General features: G+C 69.4%; 12 protein-coding genes and 2 pseudogenes. 7 read left to right on the top strand and 7 right to left on the bottom strand.

From position 1 onward, the window contains the following. Window positions 1-1,070 (bottom strand): annotated as a pseudogene (locus tag DY245_RS37205) (hypothetical protein); the annotation flags it as partial. A 194-nt stretch (window positions 1,071-1,264) separates the two neighbouring features. On the opposite strand from DY245_RS37205, the gene DY245_RS37210 reads away from it, so the two are divergent. Genes DY245_RS37210 through DY245_RS37220 form a run of 3 tightly spaced genes read left to right on the top strand, consistent with a single transcriptional unit; the run spans window position 1,265 to window position 3,931 of the window. Next, entirely contained in the window at window positions 1,265-2,359 is a 1,095-nt protein-coding gene (locus DY245_RS37210; protein ID WP_128511513.1) for an NAD-dependent epimerase/dehydratase family protein, read from the top strand. A 49-nt stretch (window positions 2,360-2,408) separates the two neighbouring features. Continuing rightward, entirely contained in the window at window positions 2,409-2,903 is a 495-nt protein-coding gene (locus DY245_RS37215) for an NUDIX domain-containing protein (RefSeq protein ID WP_128511514.1), read from the top strand. A gap of 50 nt (window positions 2,904-2,953) precedes the next feature. Continuing rightward, window positions 2,954-3,931, top strand: coding sequence for a GHMP family kinase ATP-binding protein (locus DY245_RS37220; protein ID WP_244943506.1), 978 nt, complete (start codon window positions 2,954-2,956; stop codon window positions 3,929-3,931). Between the two features lie 9 nt (window positions 3,932-3,940). On the opposite strand, the gene DY245_RS37225 is transcribed toward DY245_RS37220, so the two are convergent. From DY245_RS37225 to DY245_RS37240, 4 genes are read right to left on the bottom strand one after another with little or no spacing between them, the layout of a single operon-like run. Continuing rightward, the gene (locus DY245_RS37225) at window positions 3,941-5,041 is read right to left on the bottom strand and encodes a radical SAM protein (RefSeq protein ID WP_128511516.1); all 1,101 of its coding nucleotides are present in this window, start codon (window positions 5,039-5,041) and stop codon (window positions 3,941-3,943) included. A gap of 29 nt (window positions 5,042-5,070) precedes the next feature. Beyond that, a complete protein-coding gene (locus tag DY245_RS37230; RefSeq protein ID WP_128511517.1) occupies window positions 5,071-5,916 on the bottom strand; it encodes a carbohydrate ABC transporter permease in 846 nt (281 codons plus the stop codon). Beyond that, a complete protein-coding gene (locus DY245_RS37235; protein WP_220377990.1) occupies window positions 5,913-6,977 on the bottom strand; it encodes a carbohydrate ABC transporter permease in 1,065 nt (354 codons plus the stop codon). Before DY245_RS37235 ends, DY245_RS37230 begins: the two co-directional genes overlap by 4 nt. Before the next feature lie 47 nt (window positions 6,978-7,024). After that, entirely contained in the window at window positions 7,025-8,323 is a 1,299-nt protein-coding gene (locus DY245_RS37240; RefSeq protein ID WP_128511519.1) for an extracellular solute-binding protein, read from the bottom strand. A gap of 298 nt (window positions 8,324-8,621) precedes the next feature. Between DY245_RS37240 and DY245_RS37245 the strand changes: the two genes are divergently transcribed. Next, window positions 8,622-9,785 (top strand): serine/threonine protein kinase, encoded by a 1,164-nt coding sequence (locus tag DY245_RS37245; protein WP_128511520.1) that lies wholly within the window; start codon window positions 8,622-8,624, stop codon window positions 9,783-9,785. Window positions 9,786-9,847: 62 nt separating this feature from the next. Beyond that, the gene (locus DY245_RS37250) at window positions 9,848-10,537 is read left to right on the top strand and encodes an HAD family hydrolase (RefSeq protein ID WP_244943508.1); all 690 of its coding nucleotides are present in this window, start codon (window positions 9,848-9,850) and stop codon (window positions 10,535-10,537) included. Here DY245_RS37250 and DY245_RS37255 read toward each other — a convergent pair. Then, the gene (locus DY245_RS37255; protein ID WP_425329491.1) at window positions 10,521-11,987 is read right to left on the bottom strand and encodes a N,N-dimethylformamidase beta subunit family domain-containing protein; all 1,467 of its coding nucleotides are present in this window, start codon (window positions 11,985-11,987) and stop codon (window positions 10,521-10,523) included. The genes DY245_RS37250 and DY245_RS37255 overlap by 17 nt on opposite strands. A 104-nt stretch (window positions 11,988-12,091) precedes the next feature. Here DY245_RS37255 and DY245_RS37260 point away from each other — a divergent pair, with 104 nt between their 5' ends. After that, window positions 12,092-12,970, top strand: coding sequence for a class I SAM-dependent methyltransferase (locus DY245_RS37260; protein WP_128511522.1), 879 nt, complete (start codon window positions 12,092-12,094; stop codon window positions 12,968-12,970). Beyond that, window positions 12,967-13,734, top strand: coding sequence for an N-acetyltransferase (locus DY245_RS37265; protein WP_128511523.1), 768 nt, complete (start codon window positions 12,967-12,969; stop codon window positions 13,732-13,734). Before DY245_RS37260 ends, DY245_RS37265 begins: the two co-directional genes overlap by 4 nt. Here DY245_RS37265 and DY245_RS37270 read toward each other — a convergent pair. After that, window positions 13,694-13,919: pseudogene (locus tag DY245_RS37270) on the bottom strand (hypothetical protein); the annotation flags it as partial. The gene DY245_RS37265 and the pseudogene DY245_RS37270 sit on opposite strands and share 41 nt — an antisense overlap.

The raw sequence follows: 13,919 nt of genomic DNA on the forward strand, positions 1-13,919 counted from the left end.
ACCCGGCACGGTCCGGCGGCGGCCCGCCTCGTCCGTGGCCGCCCGGCGGCCTCGCCGCCCGCCTCGACGCCGGCCCGGGCGATCCGCGCCAGCTCGTCGCGCAGCTCCGCGATCCGCTCCTCGGGCTGTGCGTAGCTGATGCCGCCGGGACCCACGGTGGCCAGCGCCTCGGCGAGCACCTCGGGGTCGGGCTCCCCGGCGCGGCCGAGCCCCTCCCGCCGCTGTACGAATCCCATCGTGAAGGCGGTCAGCCAAGTCCCCTTCGCGGCGGCGGGGGTGGCGGCTTCGGCCATTCCCGCGATGGCTGATTGCAGCCTTTCGATACGCACGCCGCAGCCTTCGAGGTACTGCGCGCAGTCGAGGTGGAGCCAGCGCCCGGGATCGGGTCCGTCGAGGCGTACCGCGCATTGCGCCACGCCGTGTTTGAAGAACGGCAGGACTTTCAGGCCGGTCAGCCGGGTTTCTTCACGACCGGGCATGTCCGACGGGAGAAAGCACACCGAACGGCGTGGTCCACGGAAGGCGTTGCCGGAGATGCTGCCGTGGTCCTCGTGTTCGGCGAGGCTGGGCACGGATACGTACGAAGGGATTCCATTGGCGCGTAAGTACCTGTACATCAGTATGTCGTCGGGCCAACTGTCAAGATGGCGTCGGCCAAAAGCCACGAATCCATCGGCGACGCGCCTCGGCAGAATGATGGCCACACACGGAAAGTACTCGTTGACGGCGCCCACCCACCGCGCCCCCGCCATGGCCCCAAAACGTACCGCGGCGCCGTTTCTTGAGTCCCACAGGGCGAAAAGCGCGAGCGCCGCGTCCGGCATCTCTTCGATCGCCGCCCGGGCGCGCTCGAAGAACGTATCGGAAAGGATCATGTCGTCCTGGACGACGAGCTGATGGGTGGCGCCGTCCTCGATGGCCGACCATGCGCACAACGCCGTACGCAGCACGGACGGCCGGCCCGCCGGATCCGGGTCCATGACGACCCGTAACGCCCCCGGCGGCGCGGCCTGCGCCAGGCTCTCGGCCGCCGCACGGCGTTTGGGGTGGGTCATCACGGCGCCGCTCAACCGATAACGCGTCATTAATTCCTCCGCAACATTCCGCAGCCCCGGGCAATCCGGCACAGGTGATTCCGGACAGTACGGCCGTCGCACTCGGCGCCGCAAGACTGCCGAAATGGCGCTCTGGTAGCGGCATTCGGCGCCCGACATGCTGACCGCTGGCAACGATCCGGCGATCTCATGTGCGGTGAGAGGATTCCATGTCTCAGACGGTGAACGGAAATGGCGCGGTAAGTGCGCCACGCAACGCCCCGGAGGAAACGGTTGCGGCCCGGCTGGAAAAACTGCGGGATGCGCGTGTGGTGGTCACCGGTGGCGCCGGTCTGGTGGGCAGCCGGCTGGTCGCATTATTACGTCAGGCCGACGCCGAGGTAACGGTGCTGGACCGCCTGGACGCATATCCGGAATCGGCGCACACCGCATTGTTCGGTGTGGAGAATCTCGGGGTGCGGGTGGTCGTCGGGGATATCTGCGACCGCGAGGCGGTGCGCCGGGTGATCGCCGACGCCGACTTTGTGGTGCATGCCGCCGCGTACGCCGATGTCGCCGCGTGCACCAGACGGCCCGACATCGCCTTCCGGGCGAACGTCCAGGGCACCCAGGTGGTGCTGGAGGAGACCGCCGCCTCCAAGGCCCGGCGGCTGGTGCTGGTGTCGTCGGCCGCGGTGTACGGCGACGGTGATCCCGCGATCCGGGGGCCGCAGGTGTTCCACGAGGACCAGCGGCTGCTCCCGGTGTCCGTGTATGCCAACTCCAAGCTCTGGGCCGAGCATCAGACCCGGCTGCTGCTCGGCGGTCCGGACGGTCCGGAGTACGCGGTGCTGCGCTACTTCTCCGTCTACGGCGATCCGCAGATCCCCAAGCCCGGCAGCCATTCGTGGATGGTGGCGTGGCTGTCGATGCAGGCCCGGCTCGGCCGGCCGATGCGGCTCAACGGGGGCGGCGTACAGGTGCGGGACCTGGTGCATGTCGAGGATGTGGCCGCGGCCACCGCACTGGCGCTGATCGAGGAGCGGATGGCCGGACAGACCGTCAACGTGGGGACCGGGGTGCCCACTTCGGTGCGCGAGGTGGGCGAGCTGATCGCACCACACTTTCCCCGCTCCCGGTTCATCACCACCCCGATGCCCGAGGGTGATCCCCTGGGCGGTTACGCCGCGACGGACCACTCCCGTGAGCTGCTGCGCTGGAAGCCGCGGATCGATGTACGCGCGGGTGTGGAGCGCTACGTGCGCTGGCTGACCGCCACCCCGCACGCGGTGCCCGGCTGGCTGGCCGCCGAACCGGCCGCATGACAGCCTGCTCCCGGAATCCGGACAGGGCACCACGAAAGGTGACACACAGATGAGTTATGTCGGCTCGTACCTCTGGTCCCTGCGGCAGAAGGTGGGCACCCGGCGGCTGCTCGTACCGGGCGCCCAGGTACTGCTGCTGAACGACGCCGGCCACGGTCTGTTCCAGCAGCGCGTCGACAACGGCGTATGGGAGCTGCCGGCGGGGGCGTGCGAGGAAGGCAGCGACTTCGCCGGCACGGCCGTACGCGAGCTGGCGGAGGAGACCGGACTACGGGTCGAGCGCGCGGATCTGGAGGCCTTCGGCTCGCTCTCCGACCCGGACGTCCACACGCTCACCTACCCGAACGGGGATGTCACCCACTGTTTCGCGCTGTGCTTCGTGGCCCGCCGCTGGTCGGGCGAGCCGTCCCCGGGCCGGGACGAGGTGACCCAAATGCGGTTTTGTGCGCTCACGGATCCGCCCGGCCCGCTGCATCCGCCCACCGCTGTGGTCCTGGAGATGTTCCGGGAGTTCAGCTCGACCGGAAGGTTCCAGGCCCGATGAACGCGAAGAGAGCGGGGCAAGCGGTGAGACCGGCGAAAGCGGAGCGAGCAGTGACAGCGGGAGCGGCGGTGGTGCCGTGCCGGGCGTGTCTGTCCGGGGAGGATCTGGACTGGCTGGGCGGCCGGTCCGTCAGCCTGGCGCTGGATCTGACGACCTCGGTCGCGTTACGGCCGCCCGCCGCCCGTCCCCCGGGCGCGGCGGAGGGCGACGGCGGGGCCGGGAGCTGGGCGGACGAGGTATGGGCGTTCCTGCGCCAACGGCTGTCCGGGCTGGGCCCGCGGCCCCCCGCGGTGACGGTACGCAGCCAGGCACCGGCGGCGAGCGGACTGTCGTCGTCCACCGCGCTGATCGTGGCGCTGTTCCGGGCGTTCACCGACGCCTGCGCGCCGGCCGGCGGCGTCTGCGCGCGGACGCTGGCGCAGTGGGCGTACGAGTTCGAGTTCGCGGTCTTCAACGGTGGCGGGATGGATCATCTCGCCGTCATCGCGGGCGGTGCGCTGCTGCTCGACGGGCGGACGACCGGCCTTCCGGAGATCCGAGGCCGCGCGGAGTTCCCTCGTGACTGGGCCGTAGTGGTCGTCGACTCGGCCACCAAGAAGGACACCAGCGACCATATCCGTGTCGTACGCGATCAACTCGCGACCGGCGACGCCCGGCTCGCGGCGTACATGGAGCGGTCCGATGCGGCGTCGGCAGCGGTGTGGGACGCCGTGCACCGCCACGATCTCACCGCGCTCGGTACGGCGATGAGCGCGGCGCACGACGCGATGCGCGACCTGCAGAGGATGTCGACGCCCCTGCTGGAGGAGCTGCGGGCGCTGGCCCTGCGCTCCGCCGGCCTGCCGCTGAAGCTGAGCGGGGCCGGCGGAGGCGGCGCGCTGGTCGGCGTCTGCCCGGCGGCGGAACAGGAGCAGATCGTGGCACGCCTGCGGCAGGCGCTGCACGGTACGCATCCGCGGGCCCGAGTGATCCCCACCCGGGCGGCCACAGGCCTCGCCCCGGAGATCGCCGGACGGCCAATGCCCTAGGGGCCGGCCCTAGATGAACGGGTCGTAGTCGCTGCCGGGCTCCGGTGCCGCCACCGTTCCCGCCCCGATCTTGTCGAGTTCGAGGTTGGAGCGGTGGCGCGCGCAGTGGAAGCGGCAGTCCCGGCTCGGGTCCACCACGCCGCGGTCGGAGCTGCGCCAGATCTCCGCCAGGCTGTCGGTCACCGCGTCACCGATCCTGGCTCCGGCGTTCCCCCGGTGGTAGGAGCAGACGTACACCCCGGACGGGGTCACCAGGGTGCGCAGCTCGGCGACCCGGCAGCGGTGGTAGTCCTTCTCCTGTACGGGGCCGACCCGGGCCCGCAGGGAGGTCAGGGTCGAGGAGTTGACGATCTCGAAGGTGTCGTCCTCCCACTTCGCGGCCTGGTGCAGCTGGTCCTCGACGGAGCCGAGGACCTCCGCCGGCACCTGGACGACATGGTGTCCGTCGTCGAACATCGCCTTGGTCTCGAAGTAGTCGCACCCGATGTCATGGGCGAGTTCCGCCGCCCGTAACACCTCGTGGTGGTTGCTCACGACGCTGCCGTCCGGCTCCTGCCGCGTCATGACGAGGAAGGAGTAGCCGAGGGCGCCCTGTTTGGCCTCGGCCAGCAGCCGCATATTGCCGATGACCTTGTCGAAGACGCTGCGGCCCTTGCGGTCGGGCCGGAAGAGCCGGTACGTCTCGCTGGTGCCGGCGTCGATGGACACCCGTACCCATGAGGCGTACGCGGCCAGCTCGGTCAGGTTCTGCTTGATCAAGGTGCCGTTGGTGACGACCCCGATGGCGATGCCGGCCTCGCCGAGGACACGCAGCACCGCGCGGGTTCCACGGTGCGCGAGCGGCTCCCCGCCGCCTATGAGCACCACCGCCCGCACCGACATCTCCACCAGTTCCTCGGCGAGTTCGGCCAGCCGCTCGGGCGTGAAGCGCCCTTGGTTGAGCAGCTTCCCGCTGATGCATTCGGGGCAGGCCAGATCGCAGAAGGTCGTGGGGTCGAGGTCCACGACCAGCGGGCCGCTGGAGGGGGCTCCGGAGGCGGCTTCGAGGATCCGTGGCCAGCCCGACGGCTGGTACAGCTTGGACACCAGGTCGAGACGGTCGAACGTCACGTGTTCTCCTGCGAGGTCGGGTACAGAGGTCATCCCTTGACGGCCCCGGTCGCCAGCCCTGTGGCGACCCGGCGCTGAACGATCGCGAAGAAGACCGCCACGGGGAGCGCGGTGAGGGTGGCGCCGGCCATCAGCCCGCCGTAGTCGGTGCCGAAGCTGGTCTGGAACGACACCAGCCAGATGCTGAGCGTCTGTTTGTCGTTGCTGGAGAGCAGTACGTAGGCGAGCACGTACTCGTTCCATGCCTGGACCAGGGCGTAGATCGAGGTGGCCACCAGCCCCGGGGCGAGCAGCGGGAGCACGACCCGGCGGAAGGCGCCGAGGCGGGTGCAGCCGTCGACCATCGCGGCCTCTTCCAGCTCCACGGGGATACCGACGATGAAGCCGCGCAGCAGCCAGACCGTGAACGGCAGCATGAACACCAGATAGGTGAGAACCACGCCGAGCAGGCTGTCGGTCAGTCCGGCATCGCTGAGCAGCAAATAGACCGGGATGATCAGCCCGGCCAGGGGGATCATCTGGACGCCCAGGATGACGAGGACAAAGGCCTTGCGGCCGGCGAAGGAGAAGCGCGCGAGGGCGAATGCGGCGAGCGTTCCGATCAGCAGGGAGACCACCACGGTGCCGATGCCGATGAGGACGCTGGCGCGCACATTGGCCCAGAAGGTCGGGGTGTCGACGGCCCGGCGGAAGTGTTCCAGGGTGAGGTGGCCCGGCCAGAATTGCGGCGGGCTGTGGTGGATCTCTTCGGCCGGCCGGAATGCGGTGAGCAGCATCCAGTAGATCGGGAATGCCATCACCGCGCTGAAGAGCAGTCCCAGCGCATTGGCCGTAAAACGGCCGTGCCGGGAGCGCCGGGCAGAAGAAGGGTTCATTCGGCGCCTCCCAGCCGGATGATCTGGCGTACGTAGACGACGGCGCCGCCCAGCAGCATCAGTACGGTGATGACGGCGATGGCGGCGCCGACGCTGTAGCGGTTGACGGCGAAGGATTCGATGAAGGAGTAGACGCCGAGGAGGTAGTAGTCCTTCTCCGGCTGGCCGCCGCGCATCAGCCAGATCTGGTTGAAGACCCCGAAATCCCAGATCGCGGAGAGCGAAGTGACCAGAACGACGGCCGGTTTGATCACCGGGAAGGTGACATGCCGGAAAAGCTGGAGCCCGCGGGCGCCGTCTACCATGGCCGCTTCTTCGAGTTCCGCGGGGACCTGGCCAAGTGCGGCCTGAAGGGTGATCGCGGCAAAGGGCACGGCGCCCCAGACGACGACACCGGCGATGACGGCGAATCCCTGCCAGGGATTGTCGAACCAGTTGTGTTTGCTGAAATCCAGCCCCGGGACGAGCCCGAGCAGCCAATTGACGACTCCGTAGTCCGCATCGGACAGCCAGCGGAAGATCGAGGCGGCGACCATGATCGGCATGGCCCATACGGCGACCAGCACGCCGACCATCGTCATCCGCACCCAGGGCGCCACCCGCCGCATCAGCAGCGCGACGACCATCGCCAGTAGCATCGTCGCGCCGACGCAGACGACCGTGAACAGCGCGGTGCGGCCGACGACGGTCCAGAAGAAGCCGTCGGAGAGGATCGTCCGGTAGTGGTCGAGACCCGCCCAGGGCGGTGCGGTCCCGGAGAACAGCTGCCGGCGGGTCATGTCCTGGAAGGACAGCAGCAGCAGATCGACGAGCGGGTAGCCGAGGACGGCGGCGAGGGCGAGTACGGTCGGCGCGATCAGCACATAGGGAAGCGCGAGGCGCCGCGCCGAACGCAGTGCGCGCCGGGCCCCGGGGGCGTGCGCACCCTGGCGGCGGCTGCCGGGTGTGCGAGGGCGCCGCGGCGCTCCCGGCGTTCTCCGCACTCTCGGTGATCCCGGTGTTCCCGGCGTTTCCGGCGTTTCCGGCGTTTCCGGTGGGCGCGGCGGATCTGCGGTCTCCATGGCTGCGAACTCCTCGATGCCTGCGCACTCCGCGCTGGGCTCAGCCGTCAGTTCTCGTTGATCACGGCGTCGATCCGGTGGTCCGCGGCCTTCGCGGCGTCCGCCACCGACTGCTTCCCGGTCGCGACGTCCTGCAACATCTCCTGCAGGATGTTGGACTTCTCGACCGCTCCCCAGCCGGGCGCGAGCGGGGTGACCCAGCCGCGTTCGGCGGCCCGCGCGGCCGGGCCGTTGACGCCGCCGGCGGCCACCTCGCGCAGTTGCGCGGTGTTGTTCGGCAGGGTGTCGGCGGCGATCAGCCGGCGCTGTGCGGTGCGGTCGGTGAACATCCGGATCCAGTCGCCGGCCAGGTCCTGGTTTTCGGACTTGGCGGGGATCGCCAGGGTGGAGCCACCCAGGAACGGCGGCAGCAGCTCGCCCGAGGGGCCGGGGAAGGCGAAGGTGGCGAACCGGCCGCGGAGCGCCGGATCACCGCCGGATCTGCTGTCCGTGGCGGCCTTGGCCTCCCAGGTGTTGCCGTAGAACATGCCGACCCGGCCCTGGCCGACGACCGCCGGCTCATCGCCGTTGTCCTTGGACCGGTCGCCCACGTAGTACGCCTCCAGGAGGTCCTTCCACGCCGTGAGTCCGGCGACCGAGCGGGCGGAGGACAGCGCGCCGTGCCAGCGGCCGTCCTTCTTCACCGCCATCTCGCCGCCCGCGTCCTTCACGAACGCCATCGCCGCGTACCAGTAGCGGCCGGGCATGTAGAACGCGGAGAAATTCTTGTCCTTGGTGCCGAACTTCCGCTTCAGTTTGTCGAGATCCGCGAGTAACTCCGGATAGCTGCGCGGGGCATGCGCAACGCCCACCTTCTTGAGCAGATCGGTGCGGTAGATACCGACCCGGGCGCCCGCATAATAGGGAACGCAGTAGGTCCGGCCGTCCATCCGGCAGGCGTCCTTGAGCGCGCCGAGCCATTCCTCGGAATGGTCGAACTTTGCCGGATCCACGGGCGCGAAGGCGCCGTTGACGAGATAATTCGTGGTCTCGCTGTTTCCCATCTCGACCACATCGGGAACCTGCTGACCGGCCAGCGCGGCATCGATTTTCTGGTTCTTGCTGGTCCATTGCTGGTACTGCACCCGCACATTGATCTTGGGGTATGCCTTACGGAAGCGGGCGTTGACCTCGGACACCAGATCCGGCCAGCTCTCCTGGGCGTCCACGGTGAGCCAGACGGTCAGATCTCCCGAGCGCTCGGCCGCCGGAACCGGCTTGTCGTCACCGGAGCCACAGCCGGCCATCGATGCCAGCAACACCAAAGTCCCCACACCCGCGGCGAAACGGGAGATGCGCTCGGCCATGGTCTCCTCCGTCGGGGTAGTCGGAACCGGCTGCCTATCTACCCCGCGCACACGGCCAATCACCCCAGGGGGTTTTTCCGGCCAGATAAACCGGCGCCCGAAAATGATCAGGCGGGGAAACGCACCACACCCGTACGGCAGGCCGGACAGCGTTCCGAACTCCCGCACCCGACAAAAATGGAAGCGATGGATTGACGCAAACACGGCGGTGCGCAGCAGATCCGCCCTTGACGCTGCCGCACCCGCTGCCTCAGTTTTGCTCGGGTGTCTCCCACGTCCCCTATCGAAGGGTTTGCACGTGACTGAGAACGGCACGACGCCCGCGGATTCGGCCACCCGGCCGGTGAGGGTCAACTCGTGGAACGGCTGGGATCCGCTGCGGCACGTCGTCGTCGGACGGGCCGACAACGCGGTGGTGCAGGCGCCCGAGCCGGCCGTACGGCGGGACTTCCCGGACGACGGTTTCCCGCTGGGTACGTACGGCCCGATGCCGGCCGAGATGACCGCCGAGGCCAACGAGCAGCTGGACAACTTCGCCGAGATGCTGCGCCGCCGCGGCATCCGCGTCGACCGCCCCACCCCCGTCGACTTCAGCCGGCAGGTCGCCACGCCGGACTGGACCCAGGACTCGATGTCCGGCTGTATGCCGCCCCGAGATCTGCTCCTGACCGTGGGAAACGAGATCCTCGAAGCCACCATGTCCTACCGCAGCCGGTGGTTCGAGTACCTCTGCTACCGGCCCATCCTGCAAAACCTCTTCGACGCCGACGAGAACATGCGCTGGGAAGCCGCACCCAAGCCACGGCTGACCGACGCCTCGTACCACCCCGGCTTCTGGGACACCTACAACACCCTGGAAACCGAGGAGCAGCTCGCCCGGGTGCGCGACTACGACCTCGTACTGACCGAGGCCGAGCCGCTGTTCGACGCGGCCGATGTGGCGCGCTTCGGCAAGGACCTCTTCGTACAGCTGTCGTTCGTCACCAACCGCAGCGGCTACCAGTGGCTCAAACGCCACTTCCCCGACTACCGGGTGCACGCGGTGACCTCGACCAACACCCATCCGCTGCATATCGACGCCACCTGGGTGCCGCTGCGCCCCGGCCTGGTGCTGCACTGCGGTGAGCGGCTCGCGGACGCCGAGCTGATGGAGTTCTTCCAGCGCAACGACTGGGAGATCATCGAGGCGGTACAGCCCGCCAGTTGGGACCATCCGCCGAAGCTGTCCTATTGCAGCCCCTGGCTGGCGGGGAACATGCTCAACCTCGACCAGAACACCCTGTGCATCGAGGAGAAGGAAGTGGCGCTGGCCGACCAGCTCTCGTCGTACGGCTTCGAGGTGGTGCCGGTGCCGTTCCGCGCGGTGGGCCCGTTCGGCGGTGGTCTGCACTGCGCGACCTTCGACATCGAACGCGACGGGGAGCTGGAGGACTACTTCCCGCGCCGGTACGGACGGTTCTGAGGCGGATGCCGTCCGGTCCGCCGCCGCCCGGTCCCCCGTCCGGTCCGCCTGCCGTCCAGGGAGTGATCTTCGACTTCTACGGCACGCTGGTGCGGATGGTGCCGCCGCTGCCGCCCAGCCACCACTCCCTCTTCGTCCGCCGGGGCCTGACCGAGGCCGCCGTGCGGTGGGGCGATCAGTGGACGGTCGGGCCGCGGGACGGTGAGCAGCATGCGGCCCACTCCGTCGACGAGGAGACCTACCGGGCCTGGGAGCTGGACCGGCTGCGCCGGCGGGCGCGCGCCTGTGGCGTCCCGGAGAGCGAGCTGGACGTGCTCGCCGCCGAGCTCGACCGGGCGATGAAGGATCTCCGGCTGGCGCTCTTCGACGATGTGCCCGAGGTGCTCGCCCAACTACGGGCGCGGGGCCTGGTGGTGGCGGTCTGTTCCAACTGGTTCTGGGATCTGGACCGGGCCATCGAGGGCGTCGGCCTCGCCGGGCTGGTGGATGTGGCGGTCACCTCGGCCCGCGCCGGGGCGCGCAAACCGCATCCGCGGATCTATCAGGCGGTGCTGGAGAGCTGCGGACTGCGCCCCGAACAGGCGCTGTTCGTCGGGGACATGTGGAAAACGGATGTGGTGGGCCCGTTGGCGGCCGGGATGCGGGCCGCGCATCTGTGGCGTCCGGACCGCGCCGTCGAGGGGGTGGCCCCGCCGGTGCCGGACGGGGCCGCGCGGATCACCTCGTTGTCTGCGCTCACCGATCTGCTGTAGCCGGGCCGGCCAGCCGGTCCAGCACATTACGGGTCACCCGTACGACTCCGGCGTCCAGTTCGCGGCCGCAGACCACCGGCCAGTCGGTGGTACCGGCCGTGAACACCGTGCCGCCGGCGGTGTAGAGCCCCATGGTCGCCGCGCGCGGGCCGGTGATCTCCGGCTCCCTCTCGGGGCAGTTCCAGTGCCCCCACTTCAGGTGGTGGAAGTCGTCATGGACCGGATCCAGGAGGTAGATGCCCAGAATGAGAAAGGACTCGGGGGTGCCGTCCACCCCACTGGCGCGGGCGATACCGTCCTCGTCGCGGACGAAGGCGGCACCGTCGCACTCGTACCCGATCAGCGCGGTCCCGGCACCCAGCGCGTCCGGGGGGCCGCCGTCCGAGCCGTCGCGCAGCCCGGTCCCCTCGTACACCCAGTGATCGGCGTGCTGCACCCGGTATCCCGCCCGGGGCCGGTCGCCCGGCCACTCCCCCGGCCACATGCCGCCGTTACGGAAGCTGACCCCGGTCAGCGCGTTCTCCGGCTCGCCGACCCCGTCGGGCGGCGCCGGCCACCACAGATCCGTCGCCGGAAGGTGCGGGTAGACCTCCCCGACACGGTGATCGGTGTCCGATACGAACGCGGTGTTCCCGTCCACCGGATGCACCCGCCACCAGCAGGTGTTCGCGCTGAAGAACGCCACATTCCCGCCCCCGCGCACGAACGCCGACACCCGCGCGCGCATGTCCGCGCTCCAGTATTCGTCGTGCCCGACGCTGAGCAACAACCGGTAGGGCGTGAGGAGTTCGGGGTCCTCGTGCAGATCGAGGTCGGTGCAGTACTCGACGTCATAGCCGCTGCGCTCCAGCCAGGCGATGAACGGCGCGTCCCAGTAGGCGAGATCGATGACGCCGCCGGGCCGGTGCAGGCTGAGCCGGTGCCCGCGGGGCATGCCGGGGCCGCCCTCCTGGTGGACGGGGTTGTCGTAGAGGCTGCTGGCGCGCTGCGCATCCGCCCGGTCCGAGCGGTTGTAGGCGTGCCGGGTGAAGGTCGACTTCTTGTACAGGATGCGGGCGTTCTTGCCGGGGTGCCGGGGCCGGACGAGGAAGAACTCCCGCTCGTGGCCCTCGATTCCGGCATCGTCCAGCAGCGGTACGGCCCGCGCGCGGCGGTCGTCGCCCTCGATGAAATGGGCGAGGTAGACGCCCGGCGGCCAGTCGTCCGGTACGGGAATGCCGTACCGCGGCCAGTCCCAGGCGACGGCGGGCGACGCATGATCCGCGACGCCGTCGGGGTGCGGCGGCGGGGGCGCGTACACCCCGGGGAACGGGCCGGACTCCGCCATGAAGGCGAGCTCTCTGCCCAGGCGGTAGAAACGGACGCGGAATTCATCGGCGTCCGTCGAGATATGAAGCGTCAGATTCCGGCCGGCTATCACACTTTCCCGGTCCACATAACCTTCGATCACGCGCGTCATGCTAGACGCCACCGCACCACAGGGTAAATGCCGGGATCCGGCCCTCCTGGGTCGAATTCAGGACACCGTCGAATTCAGGACAACGGAGGCATGAGATGGACAGTGAATTCCGGGTGCGCGAACTCGTACTGGGCATTGAGGGGCTGGCTCTGCTGCGCCATGCGATGGACGGTGACGAGAAGTTCCTTGAGGAACGGGTGGCGGAAATACTCGCCTTCGCCTCGGGACGGGGCGCCCCTTTGCCGGACGGCGGTGCGGCGGTCAGCGAACTCGACGCCGCGGCCGGCTATGCCGCCTGGTCCACCGTCTACGACTCCCTGCCGAGCGCCTCCATCGAGGTCGAGGAGCCGGTGGTCCATGACCTGCTGGACCGCGGTCCGGTGGGCACCGCCCTGGACGCGGCCTGCGGCACCGGGCGGCAGACGGCGGCCCTGACGGCCCGCGGCTACCGCACCATCGGCGTCGACCAGTCCCCGGAGATGCTCGCCCGGGCCCGCCACAACGCCCCGGACGCCGAGTACCGCCGCGGCCGTCTCGAAGAGCTGCCGCTGGACGACGACTCCGTCGACCTCGCCGTCTGCTCCCTGGCCATGACGCACCTGCCGGACCTCACCACGGCCGTCGCCGAACTGGCCCGGGTCGTCCGCCCCGGCGGCCGGATCGTCCTCTCCGACATGCACCCCTTCGTCATCTCGCTCCAGGGCCAGTGTCTGTTTGTCAAGGGCGCCGGCGAACTGGCCTTCGTACGCAACCACGTACACCTCCCCAGCAGCTATTTGACCGCCTTCACCAAGGCCGGACTGAGCGTACGGAGCTGCCATGAACCGGTCTTCAACGGCCGTCTGGCACCCGGCGGTTACGAGGAATCCATCGCCGACGCCGCCCGCGCCGCCTGGGAGGGAATTCCGCTCGTCATCATCTGGGAAGCGGTGAAGAGCCGGCAGGGCGCAACGAGCAAAGTGAGCGGTGCATGACCATGGAGATCGTCCGCCACTCCGAACGCCCCGAACTCTGGGACCGTATCCCCGAAGAATTCGCCGATGTGGTCCCCGAATACAACCTCCACGGCGATATCAACGCGGACTTCTGGACCCGGCTGTTCTCCGATTTCCCGGACCATCAATGCGTGCTCTACGACGCGGAGAGCGACACCATCCTGGGCGCCGGACGCACCCTCCCGCGCACCTGGGACGGCACCCCCGAAGGCCTGGGCAACGGCCTCGACGCCTCCATCGCGGCGGCCTTCGCCGACCACGACGCCGGGGCCGCGCCGGACGCCCTGTGCGCCCTGGGCATCGAGATCCCGCACGCCCACCAGGGAAAGGGGCTGTCCGGCGCCCTCCTGCGGCACATGACGCAGATGGCCCGCGCCGACGGTCTCTCCCATGTGATCGTGCCGGTGCGCCCCACCTGGAAGGACCGCTATCCGCTGGTCCCCATCGAGCGGTACGCGGCCTGGACCCGCGCCGACGGTGCGCCCTTCGACCCCTGGATCCGCACCCAGGTACGGCTCGGCGGCACCATCGCCGCATCCGTCACACAGTCGTCACGGATCACCGGCACGGTGGCCGAATGGGAGTCCTGGACCAAGATGGCGTTCCCCGATGACGGGGCGTATGTCTTCCCTGGCGGCCTGGACACCGTGCTCATCGACCGGGAACGCGACCGGGGCGCGTACTGGGAACCGTGTGTCTGGATCACCCACGAGGTGCGGGGCCGGACCGCGCCCCCGCCGTAGCGTCGAGCAGCAGGCCGCCGCAGGCGACCGCGCTCTCGGCGTACGCCGCCAGCAGCTCGGCATGCGCCGGGAGCACCTCGGGACGCCGGTCCGGGGACAGCCCCGCCGGGCCGACCGTGGACAGCGCCGCGGCACGCAGCCGCGCGCCACCGGCCCGGCCGCCCCTGGGGCGCGGGGCATGGCGA

Source organism: Streptomyces inhibens, assembly GCF_003389455.1.
In the GTDB taxonomy this organism is placed as follows: domain Bacteria; phylum Actinomycetota; class Actinomycetes; order Streptomycetales; family Streptomycetaceae; genus Streptomyces; species Streptomyces inhibens.